Annotated in this window: 14 protein-coding genes and 1 pseudogene; 8 read left to right on the top strand and 7 right to left on the bottom strand. The window is 72.9% G+C overall.

The features are described 5' to 3' along the window. Positions 1–706: 706 nt before the first annotated feature. Positions 707–1,738 carry a hypothetical protein gene (locus tag ACN27G_RS30315; protein ID WP_421496101.1) on the bottom strand — a complete coding sequence of 344 codons (1,032 nt, stop codon included), beginning with the start codon at positions 1,736–1,738 and terminating at the stop codon, positions 707–709. A 127-nt stretch (positions 1,739–1,865) separates the two neighbouring features. Between ACN27G_RS30315 and ACN27G_RS30310 the strand changes: the two genes are divergently transcribed. The 3 genes from ACN27G_RS30310 to ACN27G_RS30300 all read left to right on the top strand — a co-directional run bounded on the left by ACN27G_RS30310 (position 1,866) and on the right by ACN27G_RS30300 (position 5,426). Next, positions 1,866–3,164 carry an adenylosuccinate synthase gene (locus ACN27G_RS30310; protein ID WP_421496100.1) on the top strand — a complete coding sequence of 433 codons (1,299 nt, stop codon included), beginning with the start codon at positions 1,866–1,868 and terminating at the stop codon, positions 3,162–3,164. Positions 3,165–3,269: 105 nt separating this feature from the next. Beyond that, a complete protein-coding gene (gene purD, locus ACN27G_RS30305; protein WP_421496099.1) occupies positions 3,270–4,559 on the top strand; it encodes a phosphoribosylamine--glycine ligase in 1,290 nt (429 codons plus the stop codon). Between the two features lie 234 nt (positions 4,560–4,793). Next, positions 4,794–5,426, top strand: a complete 633-nt coding sequence (locus tag ACN27G_RS30300) for a hypothetical protein (RefSeq protein ID WP_421496098.1) — start codon at positions 4,794–4,796, stop codon at positions 5,424–5,426. Between the two features lie 51 nt (positions 5,427–5,477). Here the strand turns inward: ACN27G_RS30300 and ACN27G_RS30295 are convergent. From ACN27G_RS30295 to ACN27G_RS30285, 3 genes and pseudogenes are all read right to left on the bottom strand, one after another. After that, a pseudogene (locus tag ACN27G_RS30295) lies at positions 5,478–5,861 on the bottom strand (AMP-binding enzyme); the annotation flags it as partial. A gap of 281 nt (positions 5,862–6,142) precedes the next feature. Continuing rightward, positions 6,143–7,357 (bottom strand): acyl-CoA dehydrogenase family protein, encoded by a 1,215-nt coding sequence (locus ACN27G_RS30290; protein WP_421496097.1) that lies wholly within the window; start codon positions 7,355–7,357, stop codon positions 6,143–6,145. 68 nt (positions 7,358–7,425) lie between these two features. Further along, positions 7,426–7,878: an SCP2 sterol-binding domain-containing protein gene (locus ACN27G_RS30285; protein WP_421496096.1), complete on the bottom strand. Its 453-nt coding sequence runs from the start codon at positions 7,876–7,878 to the stop codon at positions 7,426–7,428. A gap of 123 nt (positions 7,879–8,001) precedes the next feature. Here ACN27G_RS30285 and ACN27G_RS30280 point away from each other — a divergent pair, with 123 nt between their 5' ends. Next, complete coding sequence (locus tag ACN27G_RS30280; RefSeq protein WP_421496095.1) at positions 8,002–8,625, top strand: TetR family transcriptional regulator; 624 nt, start codon at positions 8,002–8,004, stop codon at positions 8,623–8,625. 382 nt (positions 8,626–9,007) lie between these two features. Here ACN27G_RS30280 and ACN27G_RS30275 read toward each other — a convergent pair whose 3' ends face one another. From ACN27G_RS30275 to ACN27G_RS30265, 3 genes are all read right to left on the bottom strand, one after another. Further along, positions 9,008–9,880 (bottom strand): pectate lyase family protein, encoded by an 873-nt coding sequence (locus tag ACN27G_RS30275; protein ID WP_421497511.1) that lies wholly within the window; start codon positions 9,878–9,880, stop codon positions 9,008–9,010. A gap of 445 nt (positions 9,881–10,325) precedes the next feature. Next, positions 10,326–11,369, bottom strand: a complete 1,044-nt coding sequence (locus ACN27G_RS30270) for a MaoC/PaaZ C-terminal domain-containing protein (RefSeq protein ID WP_421496094.1) — start codon at positions 11,367–11,369, stop codon at positions 10,326–10,328. After that, positions 11,369–12,754, bottom strand: a complete 1,386-nt coding sequence (locus ACN27G_RS30265) for a 3-oxoacyl-ACP reductase (protein WP_421496093.1) — start codon at positions 12,752–12,754, stop codon at positions 11,369–11,371. Before ACN27G_RS30265 ends, ACN27G_RS30270 begins: the two co-directional genes overlap by 1 nt. Positions 12,755–12,811: 57 nt before the next feature. Between ACN27G_RS30265 and ACN27G_RS30260 the strand changes: the two genes are divergently transcribed. The 4 genes from ACN27G_RS30260 to ACN27G_RS30245 all read left to right on the top strand — a co-directional run bounded on the left by ACN27G_RS30260 (position 12,812) and on the right by ACN27G_RS30245 (position 18,364). Continuing rightward, on the top strand, positions 12,812–14,104 hold the full coding sequence (locus ACN27G_RS30260) for an acetyl-CoA C-acetyltransferase (RefSeq protein WP_421496092.1): 1,293 nt from the start codon (positions 12,812–12,814) through the stop codon (positions 14,102–14,104). A 175-nt stretch (positions 14,105–14,279) separates the two neighbouring features. Next, positions 14,280–14,891, top strand: a complete 612-nt coding sequence (locus ACN27G_RS30255; protein ID WP_421496091.1) for an ArsR/SmtB family transcription factor — start codon at positions 14,280–14,282, stop codon at positions 14,889–14,891. A 5-nt stretch (positions 14,892–14,896) separates the two neighbouring features. Then, positions 14,897–16,222: an MFS transporter gene (locus ACN27G_RS30250; RefSeq protein ID WP_421496090.1), complete on the top strand. Its 1,326-nt coding sequence runs from the start codon at positions 14,897–14,899 to the stop codon at positions 16,220–16,222. A gap of 129 nt (positions 16,223–16,351) precedes the next feature. Continuing rightward, positions 16,352–18,364, top strand: a complete 2,013-nt coding sequence (locus ACN27G_RS30245) for a sugar ABC transporter permease (protein WP_421496089.1) — start codon at positions 16,352–16,354, stop codon at positions 18,362–18,364. Positions 18,365–18,543 lie beyond the last annotated feature (179 nt).

Here is an 18,543-nt window from a genome sequence, read left to right as displayed (position 1 = left end):
GGTCGTCGCCCGGCCCTGGTTCTGCGGGGCGACAGTGGGCCAGACCCGGGTCGGTGAATCGATCGGGGCGACCGGGGCCGACGACGAGGGGCCAGCCACCCCGCCGGGGCCGGGCACCGGCGGTGCCGGAACGGAGGGTGCCGGTGGCTGCACCGGCACTGCCGACAGTGGCGCACCGGTTGTCACCCGAGGCGAGGGGGGACCCGGATGAGTGCGTGGGTCCTGTGGACCCGGAGAACCGTGTGGATCCGGTGGACCCGGAGCAGTCGCCGGACCGGACGGTCCGTGCTGGACCGGCGGCGGACCGAACGAGGGCGGCACGGATGCGACCGGCGGCACGGACGCCACCGGCGTCACCGGCGGCCCGACCGGGACGGCGGATGGCGAAGTGGACTGATAGGGCTGGTGTGCGACCGGCTGTGGAACTCCGGCCAGCTGGCCGGGCGGCGTCGGATCCGGAGGCGGTGGCGGGGTGGGGGCCCAACTGATCGGATTGGACTCGTCGCGGGGCTCGGCGACGATCTCGTCCGGCGGCCAGAGCGGCTCGGCCTCCTGCGGTGCCGCCGGTACCTGACCCGGCATGTACACCCGGTCTCCATGATTGTTCGCCACGGCCTACCTACCTCCCTCCTACTGCCCGAGGATATGCCGTCGATCGGCATCGGGCCGGGCACGGAGGTCCCCGCCTACAGCCTTCCACAGGGGATCAGCGGTCGTACACCGCCCACGCCCCCGGCTCGATCCACCACGATCGCTTCCGGCTCAGCGTCCCGGGCACCCCGTCGTCCAGGAACGGCACCTCCGGATCCCGGGGCGTGACCGCGACCGCGCGACCCCGGGCCCGACGGACTTCGATCCGCATCGTCCGGCGGCCCCACCGGGACCGGGCGAGGACCGGGAGGGCGACCGCGACCTCGACCGTACCGTCGGCCGGGTCCGCCGTGGAGAGCAGGCGTACCCCGGTCAGCTCGGCGTAGCCGCCCGCGTTGCCGACGACGCAGGCGAGGAGCGGATCGTCCCCACCGGTGAGCACGGTGTCGTCGACCTCGACCCGCCCGCGCCAGGCCAGCGGCGTCCCGGCCTCGTTGGCGGCACCGAGCAGCGCGCCGTCCAGTGTGACCGAGCCGGCGTCGTTGCGGAGCAGGTCGAGGCGGCGGACGCGACCGTCGAGCAGCGCGGCGGCGACCGCCGCCGGGGCGCGGGGTAGGCCGAGCTGCCCGGCGAGGTCACCCGGCGACTCCGGAGCGGCCGTCGGACCGCTGCCGGCCAACCGGCCGGGGTCGCCGGACCGGCTCGGGTCCAGGGGCAGTACCCCGATCGCCGGCAGGTCGGGCAGGGTGCGGTTGTCGGCGAGGTCGGCCGGGCGCCGGCTGGGCGGTGGGGCGTACCGGCGGACCAGCCGACGCATCACGGCGCGTAACTGGGCGTTACTTGCGGTAGCAACGACGAGCCGGGTCTTGCCGTCCGGGTCGGGCCAGTCGAGGCCGTCCGGCCGGGGCGGGCCGTCCAGCCGGGCCAGTACGGCGTCGATCTCCCGATCCGACCGGGCGGTCACGAACTCGACCCGGGCGCCCTGCGAGGTCAGAGCGTCCGCACAGGCCAGGACCGGTACGCGTGGGGTGTCCGCGCAGTCCGCCCGACCGGCCGGCGTCGCGGACGAGCAGCAGTCGCCGCCCGTACCGCAGCCCGTCGAGTCCTCCTCACCGCGGGCCAGGGTGAGCATCACCACGTCGTACACCGGGAGTCGCCTCCTGCCGCCGGTCCGGCCCCTGCCGGCCGGGTCGTCACTTTTTGTTAGCCTGACACCTCGGGCTCGCCACGCGGTCGCCACCTGGCACCCGAGCCCCCTGGAGGCGGGTTTAGAGATGCCGGCGATCGTGCTCATCGGAGCGCAGTGGGGCGACGAGGGCAAGGGCAAGGTTACCGACCTGCTGGGTGACCGGGTCGACTACGTGGTCCGTTACTCGGGCGGCAACAACGCCGGGCACACGGTGGTCACCCCGGACGGGCAGAAGTACGCCCTGCACCTGATGCCCTCCGGCGCGCTCTCGCCGAGCGCGGTGATCGTGATCGGCAACGGCGTCGTGGTCGACCCCAAGGTGCTGATCTCCGAGATCGACGGGCTGGCCGAGCGGGGTGTCGACGTCTCCCGGCTGCGGATATCCGGCGACGCGCACCTGATCATGCCGCATCACCGGGCACTGGACCGGGTCGTCGAGCGCTATCTCGGCTCGTCCCGGATCGGCACCACCGGCCGGGGCATCGGCCCGGCGTACGGCGACAAGGTGGCCCGGATGGGCATCCGGGTGCAGGACCTGCTCGATCCGGGCATCCTGCGCAAGAAGCTCGAACTCGCGCTGCGGGAGAAGAACCAGATCCTCTTCAAGGTCTACAACCGCAAGGCGCTGGACGTCGACGCGGTGACCGAGGAATACCTCGGCTACGCGGAGCGGCTGCGGCCGTACATCGCGGAGACCCGGGTGATCCTCTGGGACGCCCTGGACCGGGGCGAGACGGTGCTGTTGGAGGGTGCCCAGGCGACCATGCTCGACATGGACCACGGCACGTATCCCTTCGTGACCTCGTCCAACCCGACCGTCGGCGGCGCCTGTGTCGGGTCCGGCATCCCGCCGACCGCGATCAACCAGGTGATCGGGGTGACGAAGGCGTACACCACCCGGGTGGGCTCGGGTCCGTTCCCGACCGAGCTCTTCGACGACAACGGCGCGCACCTGCGCAAGGTCGGCGCCGAGTACGGCACCACCACCGGCCGGGAACGCCGGTGCGGCTGGTTCGACGCCGTCATCGCCCGGTACGCCGTCCGGCTCAACGGCATCACCGACCTGGTGGTCACCAAGCTCGACGTCCTCTCCGGGCTGGCGAAGGTGCCGATCTGCGTCGGTTACGAGATCGACGGCGAGCGCTACGACGACATGCCGATGACGCAGACGGCGATCCACCACGCCAAGCCGGTCTACGAGGAGCTGGACGGCTGGTGGGAGGACATCTCCAAGGCACGCTCCGAGGCGGAGCTGCCGGAGAACGCCCGCCGCTACCTGGCCCGCATCGAGGAGCTGTGCCGGGCCCGGGTCAGCGTGGTCGGCGTCGGCCCCGGTCGGGAGGAGAACATCGTCCGGCACGAACTGATCCCGCCCCGCCGGTAACCCTCGCCGCCGGCCGGGTGGGCAGCCGGCGGGAGATCCCGGCCGGGTGGGAAGACGTCGGGCGGGCGGCGGGAGATCCCGGCCGGGTGCGTAGGATCGGTCGCCGTGCGCGTACTACTTCTCGGTGGCGGTGGGCGTGAGCATGCTCTCGCGCTCGGCCTGGCCGCCGACCCGGCCGTCGAAGAGCTGATCGCCGCACCGGGCAACCCGGGCATCGCCACGGTCGCGCAACTACGGCAGGTGCGGCTTACCGATCCGGCGTCGGCGGCGGCGCTCGCCGTCGAGGTCCGGGCGGACCTGGTGGTCGTCGGTCCGGAGGCGCCGCTGGTCGCCGGGGTCGCCGACGCGGTATGCGCCAAGGGCATCCCCTGCTTCGGCCCGTCCGGCGCGGCGGCCCGGATCGAGGGCTCCAAGGCGTTCGCCAAGGACGTGATGGCCGCGGCCGGCGTACCGACGGCCCGGGCCCGGGCGGTGGAGAACCCCGGTAGTGGGGTGGGCGCCGCCCTGGTGGCCCAGGCGCTCGACGAGTTCGGCCCGCCGTACGTGGTCAAGGACGACGGGCTCGCCGCCGGCAAGGGCGTGGTGGTGACCGGGGACCGGTCGGCGGCGATCGAGCACGCCGCCGGCTGCGGCCGGGTCGTCGTGGAGGAGTACCTCGCCGGGCCCGAGGTCTCGCTCTTCGTGGTCACCGACGGCGAGGCCGCGCTGCCGCTGCTGCCGGCGCAGGACTTCAAGCGGGTCGGCGACGGCGACACCGGTCCGAACACCGGCGGGATGGGGGCGTACGCCCCACTGCCGTGGCTGCCGTCGGGCACTGTCGACGAGGTGATGACAGCGGTGGTCCGGCCCACCCTGGCCGAGCTGCGGCACCGGGGTGCCCCGTTCGCCGGGCTGCTCTACGTCGGGCTCGCCATCACCTCGCACGGGCCTCGGGTGATCGAGTTCAACGCGCGGTTCGGCGATCCGGAGACGCAGGTCGTACTCCCGCTGCTGGAAACGCCGCTCGCCGGCCTGCTGCACGCGGCCGCGACCGGCACGCTGGCCGGGCATCCGCCGTTGCGCTGGCGCTCCGGCGCGGCGGTCACCGTCGTGGTCGCCTCGGCGGGATATCCGGGCACCCCGCGCACCGGCGACGTGATCACCGGTGCGGAACGGGCCGGGATCGTGCAGGCCGGCACCGCGCGCCGGGACCCGGACGGCGCGTTGGTCTCCGCCGGCGGCCGGGTCCTGTCGGGCACCGGCCTCGGCGCCGATCTCGACGAGGCCCGGGCAGCCGCCTACGAGCTGGTCGCCGGCGTCGGCCTGCCGGATTCGCACCACCGGAACGACATTGCGGCGCTCGCCGCGGCCGACCGGCTCGCCGCACCCGCACGCACCGCGCCGCCGGTGCACTGACCCACCGGCCCTCGCCACCCGCCGGGCCGATCCCGGCCGGCAGCCGATCCCGGCCGGCAGCCGATCCCGGCCGGCAGCCGGACCCGGCCGGCAGCCGGACCCGGCCGGCAGCCGGACCCGGCCGGCCCGGTGTGGCTGGCACGAAATCGTGATTCGCCGGTCGCACCGGGATTCCTACCGTGGGATCACCCCCGGCCGTCGGCCCTCGGGGGAGTCTGCGGCAGAGGAGCGACCATGCACAGGTACCTGACTCGGGCGGCCCTGGTCGCCCTCGGCGTAGCGATCGCCGTCGCGTCCACCGGTTGCGCGACGACCGATCCCGCTCGGACCCCGCCGGCCAGCTCGGCGCCGGCCGGGGGCGACGCGGGTCTGGGCAGCGCCCCGGGCGACGGCTCGGCCGGCCAGCCGGCCCCGACCGGCGGCCCGGCGGGTGATGGCGGCCCGGCCGGTGGCGGCCAGACCGGTGGCGGCAGCACCGGCGGGGGCAATACCGGCGGCGGAAGCAGCAGCGGCGGCGGCAACGGGACCCACGGCAAGAAGCCGGGCGGGCCGACGATCGACCACTACCGGATCAAGCAGAAGCCGCAGTGTGACCAGGGCACCAATGTCAACCGGGTCCCGGGCCTCCCGGTGATCCTGGAGTGGAAGGTGACCGGCGCCGACCAGGTCACCATCTCCGTCGACGGGCCCGGGGTCTACGACACCTATCCGGCGACCGGCAGCGCGACGATCAACTTCTCGTGCGGCGACGGCGAACCGGGTGAGTACGTCAAGCACACCTACCTGCTCCGTACCGTCGGCGGCGGCGAGGTGCGCTCCAGGACGCTGACCGCCTCGGCCCTGGTCCACGAGATCCCATCGGTCTAGCCCGTCCGGCCCTCGGGTCTCATCCGGTCCACCGGGCCAGGCCGACGGCGGTCAGGCCCGGTGGTAGCGGCTCAGTTCCCGGGTCAGCACCTTCCCGGTCGCGTTGCGCGGCAACGCCGGTACGAAGAACACGTCCCGGGGCACCGAGAACCGGGCGCGGTAGCGGCGTACGTACTCGCGTACCGCCTCCGGGTCGAGCACCTCGCCCGGATGCAGCACCAGGTACGCCGCCAGCCGCTGGCCGTAGGTCCGGTCGGGCACGCCGATCACCGCCACCTCGCGCACCTGGGGCAGTTCGGCGAGCAGGTTCTCCACCTCGGCGGGATGGACGTTCTCGCCACCGGAAACGATCATGTCGTCCGCGCGGCCGTCCACGAAGAGCAGTCCGTCGCCGTCCAGGTGGCCCAGGTCGCCGGTGTCCAACAACGCCAGCCGTCCGGCCCGGTCCAGCAGCTCCCGGTAGCTGATCTCACCCAGTTCCTCGTCGATCAGCGCGGTCCGGTCCGGATCCCGGGCGGCCGCCTGGCGCAGCTCCCCGGCGAGGCTGAAGCCCCAGTTCCGCAGCGCGCCGAGCTGTGCCGCGATCCGCCGTGCCGCACCGGGCTTCAGCAGGCCACGGCGGGTCAGGGTGGCAACCAGAAACGCGAGATCCGAGGGCAAGGAAGGCTCCGCTGTGTGTCGTCCCAGGTCCGGGAGGCGAGCCGGCGTACGCCGAGTCAGCGGATCTGACGCCCGGAGATGGCCCGGGAGATCACCAGCCGCTGGATCTCCGAGGTGCCCTCGAAGATGGTGTAGATCTTGGCGTCCCGGTACCAGCGCTCCACCGGATGCTCGCGCAGGAATCCGGCCCCGCCGAGGATCTGCACGGCCCGTTCGGTGACCGACACCGCCACCTCGCCGGCCTTGAGCTTCGACATCGAGCCCTCGCCCGCGGTGAACGGGCGGTTGTTGCGGCCCATCCAGGCCGCCCGCCAGACCAGCAGCCGGGCGGCGTCGATCTCCATCCGCATGTCCGCGAGCTGGAACGCGATCGCCTGGTTGTCGATGATCGGGCGGCCGAACTGGACCCGCTCGCCCGCGTACGCCAGGGCGTACTCGTAGGCGGCCCGGGCGATTCCGATCGCCTGCGCCCCGACGGTGGGCCGGGAGAGTTCGAAGGTACGCATCGCCGCCTGGCCGCTGCCGCGCTGGCCGGAGCGGGCCCGGTCGAGCCGTTCACGCAGCGCGTCGTGCCCGCCGAGCAGGCAGCGCCCCGGCACGCGTACCTCGTCCAGGAAGACGTCGGCGGTGTGCGAGGCGCGCAGGCCCAGCTTGCGCAGCTTCTTCGTCGCGGCCAGCCCGGCGGTGCCGGGCGGGACCACGAAGGCGGCCTGGCCCCGGGCGCCGAGTTCCGGCTCCACCGAGGCGGTCACCACGTGCACGGCGGCGATCCCGCCGTTGGTGGCGTACGCCTTCTGCCCGGAGAGCACCCACTCGTCGGTGGCGGCGTCGTAGCGGGCCCGGGTGCGCATGGCGGCGACATCGGATCCCGCCTCCGGCTCGGTGCTGCAGAACGCCGCGACGGCCGGCCGGTCGGTGTCGCCGAAGCACTGCGGCACCCATTCGAGGAGCTGCTCGGGGGTGCCGGTGCCGTAGATCGCGGCCACCGCCAGCGTGGTGCCGAAGATCGACAATCCGATGCCCGCGTCGCCCCAGAAGAGTTCCTCACTGGCGAGTGGCAGGGAGAGGCCGCTCGGGTCGGCCCAGCAGTTCGCGATGAACTCGAAACCGTAGAGACCGACCTTCGCCGCCTCCTGGATCACCGGCCACGGGGTCTCCTCGCGGGCGTCCCACTCGGCGGCGGCCGGGCGCACGACCTCGGCGGCGAAGCCGTGCACCCAGTCGCGCAGATCCCGCTGCTCTTCGTTCAGGTCGAGCGAGAACTCGCTCACGCCGCCGCCTTCTCTCGTTCGTCGGGGATCAGGTCCTTTGTCCGTACGGGAAGATGCCGTACCGGAGGTCAGGCCTTCGGGATGTCGAAGAGGTTGGCGATGTTCGCCGCCAGCCCCAGGTCGCCCTTTGCCTTCAGTTTGCCCGTCATGAACATCATCACCGGGTTGGCGCTCCCGGAGACGACCTTCAGGAACTCGACCGGCCCCATCGTCAGGGTCAGCTTCGGCTCCCGCTGCGGGGTGTCCGAGACCTGGCAGGTCCCGTTCTCGATGACGATCTCGTAGGTGTCGGAGCCGCCGTCCGGCCGGCCGGTGACGGTCCAGTGGATGATCGTGTTGGTGTTGCCGGCCCGGTCGGCCCGGAAGAGCGTCGGCATCCGGGTGAACGTCGCGTCGAGAACCTTGCCGCGCAGGTCGCTGCTCATCACCTCGGCCAGCTTGTCATCCGGGGTGGACTTCACGATCTGGGCGAACTGCCTGGGCTCGAGCGAGAAGAAGGTCGCCGGGTCGAAGTCGGTCATGGCAGGGGGCCCTCCAGGCTGCTGGTGGTTGCCGCTGGTCGGTCGGCGTCCGGTCAACGTCGACGGGTACCCAGTCAGGTTACTCGTGCGTAACCCTACGTGCGAGTAGGTAAGCTGACAAGGGTGTCCACCACGCCCGCCTTCCGGCGGCTGCCCCGGGCTGTCCGGGTGCAGCAGATGCTCGACGCCGCCGTGAAGATCTTCTCCCGGCGCGGCTTCCACGCGGCGAGCATGGACGAGATCGCCGACGGGGCCCGCATCTCCAAGCCCATGGTCTACGCCTACCTGGGCTCCAAGGAGGAGCTCTTCATCGCCTGCCTGCATCGCGAGGGGACCCGGCTGATGGAGGCGATCGTCGACGCCGTCGTGCCCGACCTGCCCTTCGAGGAGCGGCTCCACCGGGGTCTACGGGCGTTCTTCCGGTTCGTCGGGACGCACCGCGACGGCTGGGCGGTCCTCTACCGGCAGGCCCGGGGCGAGCGGCCCTTCGCCGGCGAGCTGGCGGCGATGCGCAACCGGATCATCGAGGTCGTGGCGGGAATGCTCGGCCGAGGGCTGGCCGCCGACGGCCGTGAGGTCGGGGTGGCCGAGCTGGAGGTCATGGCGTACGCCCTGGTCGGTGCCGCGGAGTCGGTCGCCGACTGGCTGGCCGACCACCCCGACGCCGACCCCGACACCCTCGCCGCTCAGCTGTGCGCGGAGGGACCACCCTTCATCGCTCCCGGCCGAGGAGGGTTCCCGGCCTGACGCGTCGGCGTGCCACCGTGTCCGCTCGGACACCGGCGCCGGCCCGGCCGGGTACGGCACGCGTCGCCGGACCGTCGCCGCGGCTCTCCGCGCCGGATGTCGGTGACGCGGTCTGGCGGTGGCCGTCCTGGCCGGCCTGCTGGCCCTGGCCCGGGTCGGTATCGCCGGGCAGGCCCTGGCCGGCCGTCGGTACCACCGGCCCGCCGGGCGACCGGGCCACGAGACGGGCGGCTGAGGATCCCCGCCTTCTCCGCCCACGTGCCGGCCGGAGACGATCAAGAAGGTGACGGGTGCTCCGGTCTCGGAGGACCGGAGCACCCGGGACGTCACCGCGGGCTCGGGTGGGCTCGGGTCGGCCCGGCGGCCGACGCCGTGCCGCCGCTCAGATCCGGCCGGTGCCGGCGCCGCCGGTGACGATCGACTTGACGTTGGCGGCCGGGTCGAGGCTGTAGCCGTACGGGATGCCGGCGACGCTGCCGCCGGTCTGGCCCGAGCCGGAGTTCACGAAGTGGTTGTTGCGGGCGACCAGGCCGCCGACCGGCGAGCTGCCCTCACCCCGGTGGTACGGGTCGTCGACGTTCTCGAAGTAGTTGCCCTCGACGAGGACGCCCGCGTTGCAGGTCGAGGCGACCCCGTAGCCGCCGTTGCCCCGGTAGAAGTTGTTGTAGACGTGCACCGGGTTGCCGAACCGGACCCGGGGGTGCCGCTGGTTCGACCCGTCGAACCAGTTGTGGTGGTACGACACCCGCAGTCGCCCGACGTCCTCGCCGGAGTTGCTGTCGGAGTGGCCGAGCAGGAACGACTTGTCGTGGCTGAAGACCCGGTTCCAGGAGACGGTGGCGCAGTCGGAGCTGCGCTTGATGTCGACGGCACCGTCGTAGCCGTTGCTGAAGTTGTTGTGGTCGATCCAGACCCTGGTCGAATACTGCACGTTGATCGCGTCGTCGCTCCAGTTCCGGAAGTTGATGTTCCGGATGACGACGTTGCTGACGCTGGCGACGTTGAGCCCGCCGCCGGTGATGGTGGCACTGGCGCCGACCCCGATGATCGTCTTGTTGGCGGCGACCTTCTGCATGCCGCTGAGCGAGATGGTGCCGGAGAACCGGATCACCCGGGCGCCGCTGGCCTGCATGTTGCTGATCAGGCCGTTGGCGTCGCTGACCGTCACCGGGGAGGCGCTGCCGCCGCCGGTGGTGCCGCCGCACTGGGTGGCCCAACCCTCCAGGTTGAACGAGGCGGCCGAGGCGCTCGGCATCGCGACCAGGCTACTGGCGGCGAGCGTTGCGGCGGTGGCCGCGGCGAGCAGCGGGACCCGGATGAGCCGCCGGGTGCCGCGGGTGGTGGCTTCGGTGCTGGACACAGGGAACCTCCGAGCGGAAGTGGTCCACCCCGGCGGCCGAGTCGCGGGTGGGACGCGGACGCCGCCAGCGGTGAGTGGACGGTACGGCCGAGGGCTGCCGGCCACACCGGGGACGGTCTGCTGGAAAGCGCTTTCCGATATCGAACGAAGACTATCGATACGGACTGTCCGTGTCAATGTCAAATCTCGATGTATGTTCCCTCTGTCGGGCTTGGCCAGAGAGGGTGATCAGTCCGGTTCGGGCCGGCGGCACGCCGCGATCCTGGCCCATCGGCTCGGCGGTCGCTCGGCTCGGCGGTCGCTCGGCTCGGCGGTCGGCCGGCTCGGCGGTCGGCCCCGCTCAGGGTGTCGCCGGGGTCGCCTCGCCGACCAGGTACGGGCGGTCGCGCGACGAGTCGTGCAGGCCGAAGGTCCAGCCCTCGGCGGCGGAGAAGGCTACCGTGCCGGGCAGCGGCAGCGGCGCCTTGAACGCGACGTCCACCGTGTACGCGTCGGGGAGCCGCCCCTCCAGGGCGGCGAGGCAGCGTGCCTTGCTCCACATGCCGTGCGCGATGGGACGGGCGAAGCCGAAGAGCCGGGCGGCGATCCGGGAGGTGTGGATCGGGTTGTGGTCTCCGGAGACCCGGGCGTAGTCCCGGCCCACCCGGGACGGCACCCGCCACAGTCCGGTCGGGGCCGGCGGTGCCGGACGCTCACCCGGGTCGCGCCGGGCACCCTCCCGCGCCGTACGCTCCCGCCGCAGGTACGTCGACAGCCCGCGCCACACCACGTCCCCGCCCGACGAGGCGGTGCAGACCACGTCGAACTGCCGGCCCCGGTCGTGCGGGCGCAGGTCGACGGCGCGTACCGAGAGGTCCAGCGGCTCGGCCGCGTCCATCCGGCGGTACGTGGTGATCCGGTTGGCCACGTGCACCAGCCCGACCAGGGGCAGCGGAAACTCCGGCGCACTCATCAGGTGCAGGGCCAGCGGAAAGGCGAGCACGTGCGGATAGGTCGCCGGCAGCGCGTCGCAGAGCCGGAATCCGCACACCCGGTCGTACGCGGCCAGGTGTTCACGGTCGACGACGACCCCCCGGACCAGCAGTTCGGTCGCAGGGAGCCGGCCGGCGCGCCGGGCCGGGCCGAGCCCCGGGGCCAGCCCGATGGCCGCCCGGCGGTAGAGCGGCCCGGCGGCCGGCACCGTCGCCAGCTCCACCTCGGACCCTGCCGGCACGTCACCGGCTACGTCCTCGGCGGCTGAGTCCGGCCTGCCGGCTACGTCCTCGGCGGCTGAGTCCGGCCTGCCGGCTACGTCCTCGGCGGCTGAGTCCGGCCTGCCGGCTACGTCCTCGGCGGCTGAGCCCGGCCCTTCGGCCCCGTCCTCGGGCTGCGGCTGCTCGTTCATCAGGCCCCCAGCAGGCTCTGGCCGCAGACCCGCACCACGTTTCCGGTGATTCCCGCCGAGCCGGGCGAGGCCAGCCAGGCGATCGTCTGCGCGACGTCGACCGGCAGCCCGCCCTGCGCCATGCTGTTCATCCGCCGGCCCACCTCCCGGATCACCAGTGGAATCCGGGCGGTCAGCCGGGTCTCGATGAAGCCCGGCGCGACCGCGTTCACGGTGATGCCACGGTCGGCCAGCACCGGAGCCATCGACTGCACCAGGCCGATCACCCCCGCCTTGGAAGTGGCGTAGTTGGTCTGCCCGAGGTTGCCGGCGATCCCGGCGATCGAGGAGACCCCGATCAGCCGCCCGCCGCGCGGGATCAGGTCACGGTCCAGCAGCACGTCGTTGATCCGTTCCTGGCTGGAGAGGTTGACCTCCAGGACCGAGTCCCACCGGTCCGGCGTCATCCGGCCGAGCGTCTTGTCCCGGGTGATCCCGGCGTTGTGCACGACGATGTCGACCCGGCCGTGCCGGTCGGCCAGGTGGTCGGCGAGCCTCAGCGGCGCGTCCGGTGCGGTCAGGTCGAGCTGCACCGCCGTACCGCCGACGGCGTTGGCCACCCGGGCGAGGGCGTCACCGGCGTCCGGCACGTCCAGCGCGACCACCCTGGCGCCGTCGGCCGCCAGGACCTCGGCGAGCGTCGCCCCGATCCCCCGGGCGGCCCCGGTGACCAGCGCTGTCCGGCCCTCCAGCGGGCGGGTCCAGTCGACCTCCGGGACCTCGGCCGGACCGATCCGGATCACCTGCCCGGAGACGTAGGCCGAGCGGCCGGAGAGCAGGAAGCGCACGGTCGACTCGACGGCCCGTTCGGCGCCGGGTGCGACGTGGACGAGCTGTGCGGTGATGCCCCGGCGGAACTCCTTGCCGATGCTGCGGGTCAGTCCCTCCAGTGCGCGCTGGGCGGTCGCCTCCCGGACCGAGGCGCAGGACTCGGGCGGGGTACCGAAGACCATCACCCGGCCGGACGGATACAGGGCCCGGGCCAGCGGGTGGAAGAAGTCGAAGAGTGCCCGCAGCCCGGACGAGTCGGTGATCCCGGTGGCGTCGAAGAGGAGGGCGGCCTGGCGCGGCGTTCGATCCCCGTCGCTACCGTCGGGTCGGGCCGTGCCGTCGGGCCCGACGGGGGTGGTGTTCGGATCGGAGATCTCGACGCCGGCCGAGGTGAGCAGCTTGGCCAGCGGTTCGACCAGGCGACCGCCGGGAGCCGCGTCGAGGCGTACCGGGCCGTGGGTCAGCGGATCGCCGGGGTGGTACCGGCGCAGCCGGGGCGGGTCGGGCAGGCCGAGGCGCTTGACCAGCGCCCGGCCGGGTGCGGTATGGGCGAAGCTCGCGTACCTGTCGCTCATGGTCGTAGCCTACTCGCGGGTAAGGTATGAACAACCCTGCGTTCTGGAGGTGTCACCATGACAGCCGTACGCCGTGTCGCGGTCATCGGAGGCAACCGGATCCCGTTCGCCCGGTCGCAGGGGCGGTACGCCAAGGCGTCCAACCAGGACATGCTGGCGGCCGCCCTGGACGGGCTGATCGCCCGGTTCGGCCTGGCCGGTGAGCGGCTCGGCGAGGTGGTCGCCGGTGCGGTGCTCAAACACTCCAGGGACTTCAACCTCACCCGTGAGGTGGTACTCGGCTCGCGCCTCGACCCGCGTACCCCGGCGTACGACCTCCAGCAGGCCTGCGGCACCGGCCTGGAGGCGGCGATCCTGGTCGCCAACAAGATCGCGCTCGGCCAGCTCGAGGTCGGCGTCGCGGGCGGGGTGGACACCACCTCGGACGCTCCGTTGGCGGTCAACGAGGAACTGCGGCGGACCCTGCTGGAGATCAACGCCGCCCGGAGCCTCGGCGGGCGCATGAAGGCCGCCGCCCGGCTGCGCCCGGCCCAGCCGTTCCGGCCGGAGATCCCGCGCAACGCCGAGCCGCGTACCGGGCTGTCGATGGGTGAGCACGCGGCGATCACCGCCCGGCGGTGGAACGTCGACCGTCAGGCCCAGGACGAGTTCGCGGTCCGCTCGCACCAGCGGCTCGCCGCCGCGTACGAGCGCGGCTTCTTCGACGACCTGCTCACGCCGTATCTCGGGCTGACCCGGGACCAGAACCTCCGGCCGGACACCGATGTGGAGAAGCTCGGCAGGCTGAAGCCGGTCTTCGGCAACCGTGGGCCCGACACCGAGCAGGCGACCATGACCGCCGGCAACTCCTCCCCGCTGACCGACGGGGCGTCGACCGTGCTGCTCGCCTCCGAGGAGTGGGCCGAGGCGCACCACCTGCCGGTGCTGGCCTGGTTCGGCCCGTCAGCCACGGCTGCGGTCGACTTCGTGCACGGCGACGAGGGGCTGTTGATGGCTCCCGCGTACGCCGTCCCCCGGCTGCTCGCCCGGACCGGGCTGGCGTTGGCCGACTTCGACTACTACGAAATCCACGAGGCGTTCGCCTCGCAGGTGCTGGCGACCCTCGCCGCCTGGGAGTCGCCGGAGTTCTGCAAGGAGAAGCTGGGGCTGGACGCCCCGCTGGGCGCGATCGACCGGGCGAAGCTGAACGTCAACGGTTCGTCGCTGGCCGCCGGACACCCGTTCGCCGCGACCGGCGGCCGGATCGTCGCGACCCTGGCCAAGCTGCTCGCCGAGCGCGGCTCGGGGCGCGGGCTGATCTCGATCTGCGCGGCCGGCGGTCAGGGCGTGGTGGCCATCCTGGACCGCTGATCCCGCCCACTGCCGACCGACTCCGGATCCTCACCTGGACACCAGAGGCGTTATCGCCTGGCCATAACGCCGCTGGTGTCCAGGTGACCAGAAGCCGTCGTCCTGGTGGAGGGGGTCGAGCTGACCGCCCAACAAATGTTTGATAGTTGTGTGCGGGGCTCGTACACTCCCAAACATGTCTTTGGGAGTTGATGGCCCGGAGCCGGGCGTCGGCGGCACGCCGGATCCGCAGGGCGATCCGGCGGTGGACGCCACGGCCCGGCTCCGCGCACTGGCCCACCCGATCCGGCTGCGAATCCTGTCCCTGCTCACCGCGTCAGCGCTGACCGCCGCCGAGATCGCCCGTGAGCTTGACCTGACCCACGCCAACGCCAGCTACCACCTGCGGCACCTGCTGGCCGCCAACATGATCGAGGTAGCCGGCGAGGAACGAATCCGGGGCGGCACCGCGAAGCGTTACCGCTACGACGCGTCCCGCGACTTCGACTGGCGGCCGGGGCAGGCGGCCGGGACGCCCGAGGCCACGGCCGGCGAAGCGGCCCCCGACCCTCGACTGCTCTACGCCGCGCTCGCCGCCGAGCTGCGCCGTCGCGCCGCCCAGGTCCGCCGCGGACCCGGCAACTTCCTCACCGACGCCGAGTTCTGGGTCGACGCCGAGACCTGGGCCGAGATCCGCGACACCATCGCCGAGGCGTCGGCCCGGCTGCACGCCGCAGCCAAACCCCCGCGCACTCCCGGCACCTCCCGGGTGAGCGCCACCGTCGCACTGTTCCGGATGGAGGAGTGAACTCGGTGCGTACCCGTGAAGCAGTCCTGGCGCCGCTGCGGCACCGGCCGTTCCGCTACCTGGCGATGGGCCGGGCCGCCACCATGCTCGGCAACGCGGTCGCGCCGATCGCGCTCGCCTTCGCCGTACTCGACCTCACCGGCAGCGTCCGCGACCTGGGCCTGGTGGTCGGCGCCCGGTCGCTGACCCACGTCCTCTTCCTGCTCTTCGGCGGGGTACTGGCCGACCGGTTGCCCCGGCAGGCGGTGATGGTGGTCTCCTGCACGCTCGCCGCCGCCACCCAGGGTGCGGTCGCGGCGCTGGTCCTCACCGGTACCGCGACGATCCCGGCGCTGGTCGCGCTCAGCGCGCTTAACGGCGTACTGGCCGCCTTCGCCTGGCCGGCCGCCGCCGCCCTCGTCCCGCAGACCGTGCCGGCCGAGTTGCTCCGGTCGGCCAACGCACTGAACCGGCTCGGCACCAACGCGGCAATGATCGGCGGCGCGTCGCTGGCCGGCGTGCTGGTCGCGGGCGTGGGGCCGGGCTGGGGCCTGCTCGTCGACGCCGCGACCTTCGCGCTGGCCGGGCTGGCGTTCGCCGGGGTACGGGTCGCCCCGCTCGCCCGCCGGGCCGTCGAACGGACCAACCCGTTCCGGGAGTTGCGCGAGGGCTGGACCGAGTTCGTCGCCCGCTCCTGGGTCTGGGTGGTGGTGCTCGGCTTCCTGCTCTTCAACTTCGCCTACGCCAGCTCCGTCAACGTGCTCGGTCCGGCCGTCGCCGACGAGACCATCGGCCGTCCGGCCTGGGGCCTGGTGCTCGCCGTCCAGACCGGCGGGATGGTGGTCGGCGCCCTCGTCGCGCTGCGGTTGCGGGTACGCCGGCTGCTGCTGGTCGGGGTGCTCTGCATGTTTGCCGACGTGCCACTGGTGGTCGGGCTGGCCTGGGCACCCTTGGTTGCCGTGCTGGTCGTCGCCGCCTTCGTCGCCGGGGTGGCGATGGAGCAGTTCGCGGTCGCCTGGGAGACCTCGATGCAGCAGAACATCCCTGCCGACCGGCTCGCCCGGGTCTACTCGTACGACGCGCTCGGCTCGTTCCTGGCGATCCCGCTCGGGCAGATCGCGATCGGTCCGGTTGCCGAGGAGCTCGGATACGAGACCACCCTGCTGGTCGCGGCCGGGATCATCCTGGTCGCGGTGCTCGGCATGCTCGCCGACCCCGGCGTACGCCACCTCTCCGCCGAGCCCCCGACCGCCGTCGAGCCCTCAGCCGGCGCCGAGCCCTCAGCCGGCGCCGAGCCGTCGTCTCCTGGAGTGCCGTCGTCTCCCGGGTCCTCGGTGGCGGCGGCACCCTAGGCGGCGTCCGCTGATCCGGGATTGCCGGAATCGGCAACCTCTGAGCGTTCGTGTGGGCTTTCTCGCGCGTCGGAGCGACGATCGATACGGTCGCGATGACCTGGCGAGTCGAGCGGGGGCATGCGGGGAATGGGCTATCCAGAGCGGTCGATCGGGACGGGGCAGTTTCCATCCACCGGGCAGTATCCGCCCCAACAGGCCGGCGCGCAGTATCCGTTGCGGCAGGGAGCGCAGTACCCGCCCCGGCGGGCCGGCGCCGGCTCGGCGGGCCCGTTACTACTCGGGCTGGCGCTGCTGCTGCCCGCGCTGGTCGCGCTGGTCTGGTCGTACGTCGTACCGACCTTCTCCACGGTCTTCACGAGCTTCCGGCAGGAGGACCTGGTCCGGACGCCACGGTCGGCCGGTGTCGAGAACTATCGGACGATCTTCGAGGACGGGTTCCTGAGCCAGATCGGTCTGACCCTGCTGCTCGCCCTGCTGCCCCTGGCGTTCGCCCTGGTGGTCGCACCACTGCTGGCGCTCGTCGCCGACCGGGCCGGCCGGCTGGCCCGGCTGCTGACCCGGGCCGTACTGGCCCTGCCGGTCGCCGCCTACGCGCCGGTCGCGATCTTCCTCGGCTGGCAGCTGCACCGCAACGACCCGGGTCCGCCCGTGGACGGCGCACGGTTGGAGCTGATCGGAGTTGTCGCGGCAACCTCGTTCGGGCTGGTGGTCGCGGTCGCCGCGACGGCGTTCCTGAGTGCGCTGCGCCGACGGGAGCCGGGACGCTGGCCGGCCCCGGCCCTGCTCACCGTCGCCGGCTTCGTCGGCCTGGCCGTTCTCGCCGTGGCGCTACAGATCTACACCGCGCCGGCGGTGCTCACCGGCGGCGGTCCGGACCGTTCCACCACCACGCCGGTGCTCGGGGTCGTACGGGTCGGCTTCGCCACGCTGCGGCTGGGAGTTGCCGCCGCATCCTCCACGCTGCTGCTGGTCATGCTCGGCGTGCTCGGGCTCGTCGCGACCGGACTGCTGCTGGCCAGCCGTACCCGGATCGACTTCGACGGCTGGCGGGAACGGCCGCCCGGGCCATCGCCGGCCCCGCCCGGGCCTGCTGGCATGTCCGGTCCCGTCGGCGCTCCCGGGTTGGCCGCCGGCGCTGGGCCCAGGTCGTCCGGCCTTCTCCTCGGGATCGTCGTCGCGGCGCTGGTCGTCCTGCTCGTCGTCGTCGGCTGGGCGTCCGTTCCCTGGCTGCGACACGCGGTCGGCAGCCCGGACCTGCCAAACGGGTCCGACACGCTGCGGGTCCTGCTCAACACCTGGCTGCCGCCGCTCGCATCGGCGCTGGTGTCGGTCGGGTTGGCGGCGCTGGCCGGCTTCGGCATCGGCGCGCTGCGTCCGCTCGGCCGGTGGAGCGAACTGCTGCTGCTGCCGTTCGCACCCTGGCTTTTCGTCGGCATCGGCCCGCTGGCCATCGCCGATTTCAAGCGGCTCAGCGAGAACGATCTGGTCAACACGTTCCTCGGCCTGATCCCGCCGGTCTGGCTCAGCGTACCGGCGCTGTTCGTCTTCACCCTGCTGTTCCGGGGGCTACAGCCGAGGTGGCGCTCGGGTGGCGACGCCGCCCGTACCCTGCTGCTGCCGGCACTGCCGATGCTGGCCGCCGCCGTCCTGCTGACCTGGTTGTTCAACGCCCAGCAGTCGTTCTGGCCCCTGCTGGTCTCGTCCAGCCCGGGAAATGCACCGGCGCCGCTGCTGGCGCAGATGGCGATGTCCCGGCCGGGTGCGTCGAACGCCGACATCCTGAGCCTGGTGTTGCCGCTTCCGCTGCTCCTCGCCTTCCTGTTGGCGTTCGTCGTGATCCAGATCGGTTACCTGGACCGGCTGGCGATCCGGGTGGGCCGGCCGCCGGAGGAGCCGGCTCCGCCGCCCGGCCAGCCGTTTTCGTCGGCTCCACTGTTCCCGCCGGCTCCGCCGTTCCCGCCGGCTCCGCCGTTCCCGCCGCCCGGTCCGCCGTTCCCGCCGTATGGGCCGCCCGCTCCGCCGCTCCCGCCGTATGCGCCACCGGCTCAGACGGCCGGGCCGCCGCCCCTGCCGCCAAACCCTCCTCCTCTTCCGACCGCGCCGCAGGCGGAGCCGCCCGGCTCGGGCAGGGCCGACTAGCACCTGCCGCCGCCCCTGCCGCCCTGCCTGCGGCCCTGCGGCCCTGCGGCCCTGCGGCCCTGCGGCCCTGCGGCCCTGCGGCCCTGCCGCCGCCCCGGCAGCCCTGCCGCCCTGCCGCCCTGCCGACGACCCGGGCGCCATCCGGCCAAGCCGCGTCTGTCGCCCGCGCCGCCCGCGAA

Source organism: Plantactinospora sp. WMMB334 (assembly GCF_049179095.1).
Lineage (GTDB): Bacteria > Actinomycetota > Actinomycetes > Mycobacteriales > Micromonosporaceae > Plantactinospora.
The sequence above is the reverse complement of the archived record's forward strand: the minus strand, read 5'-3'. Positions and strand labels throughout refer to the sequence as shown.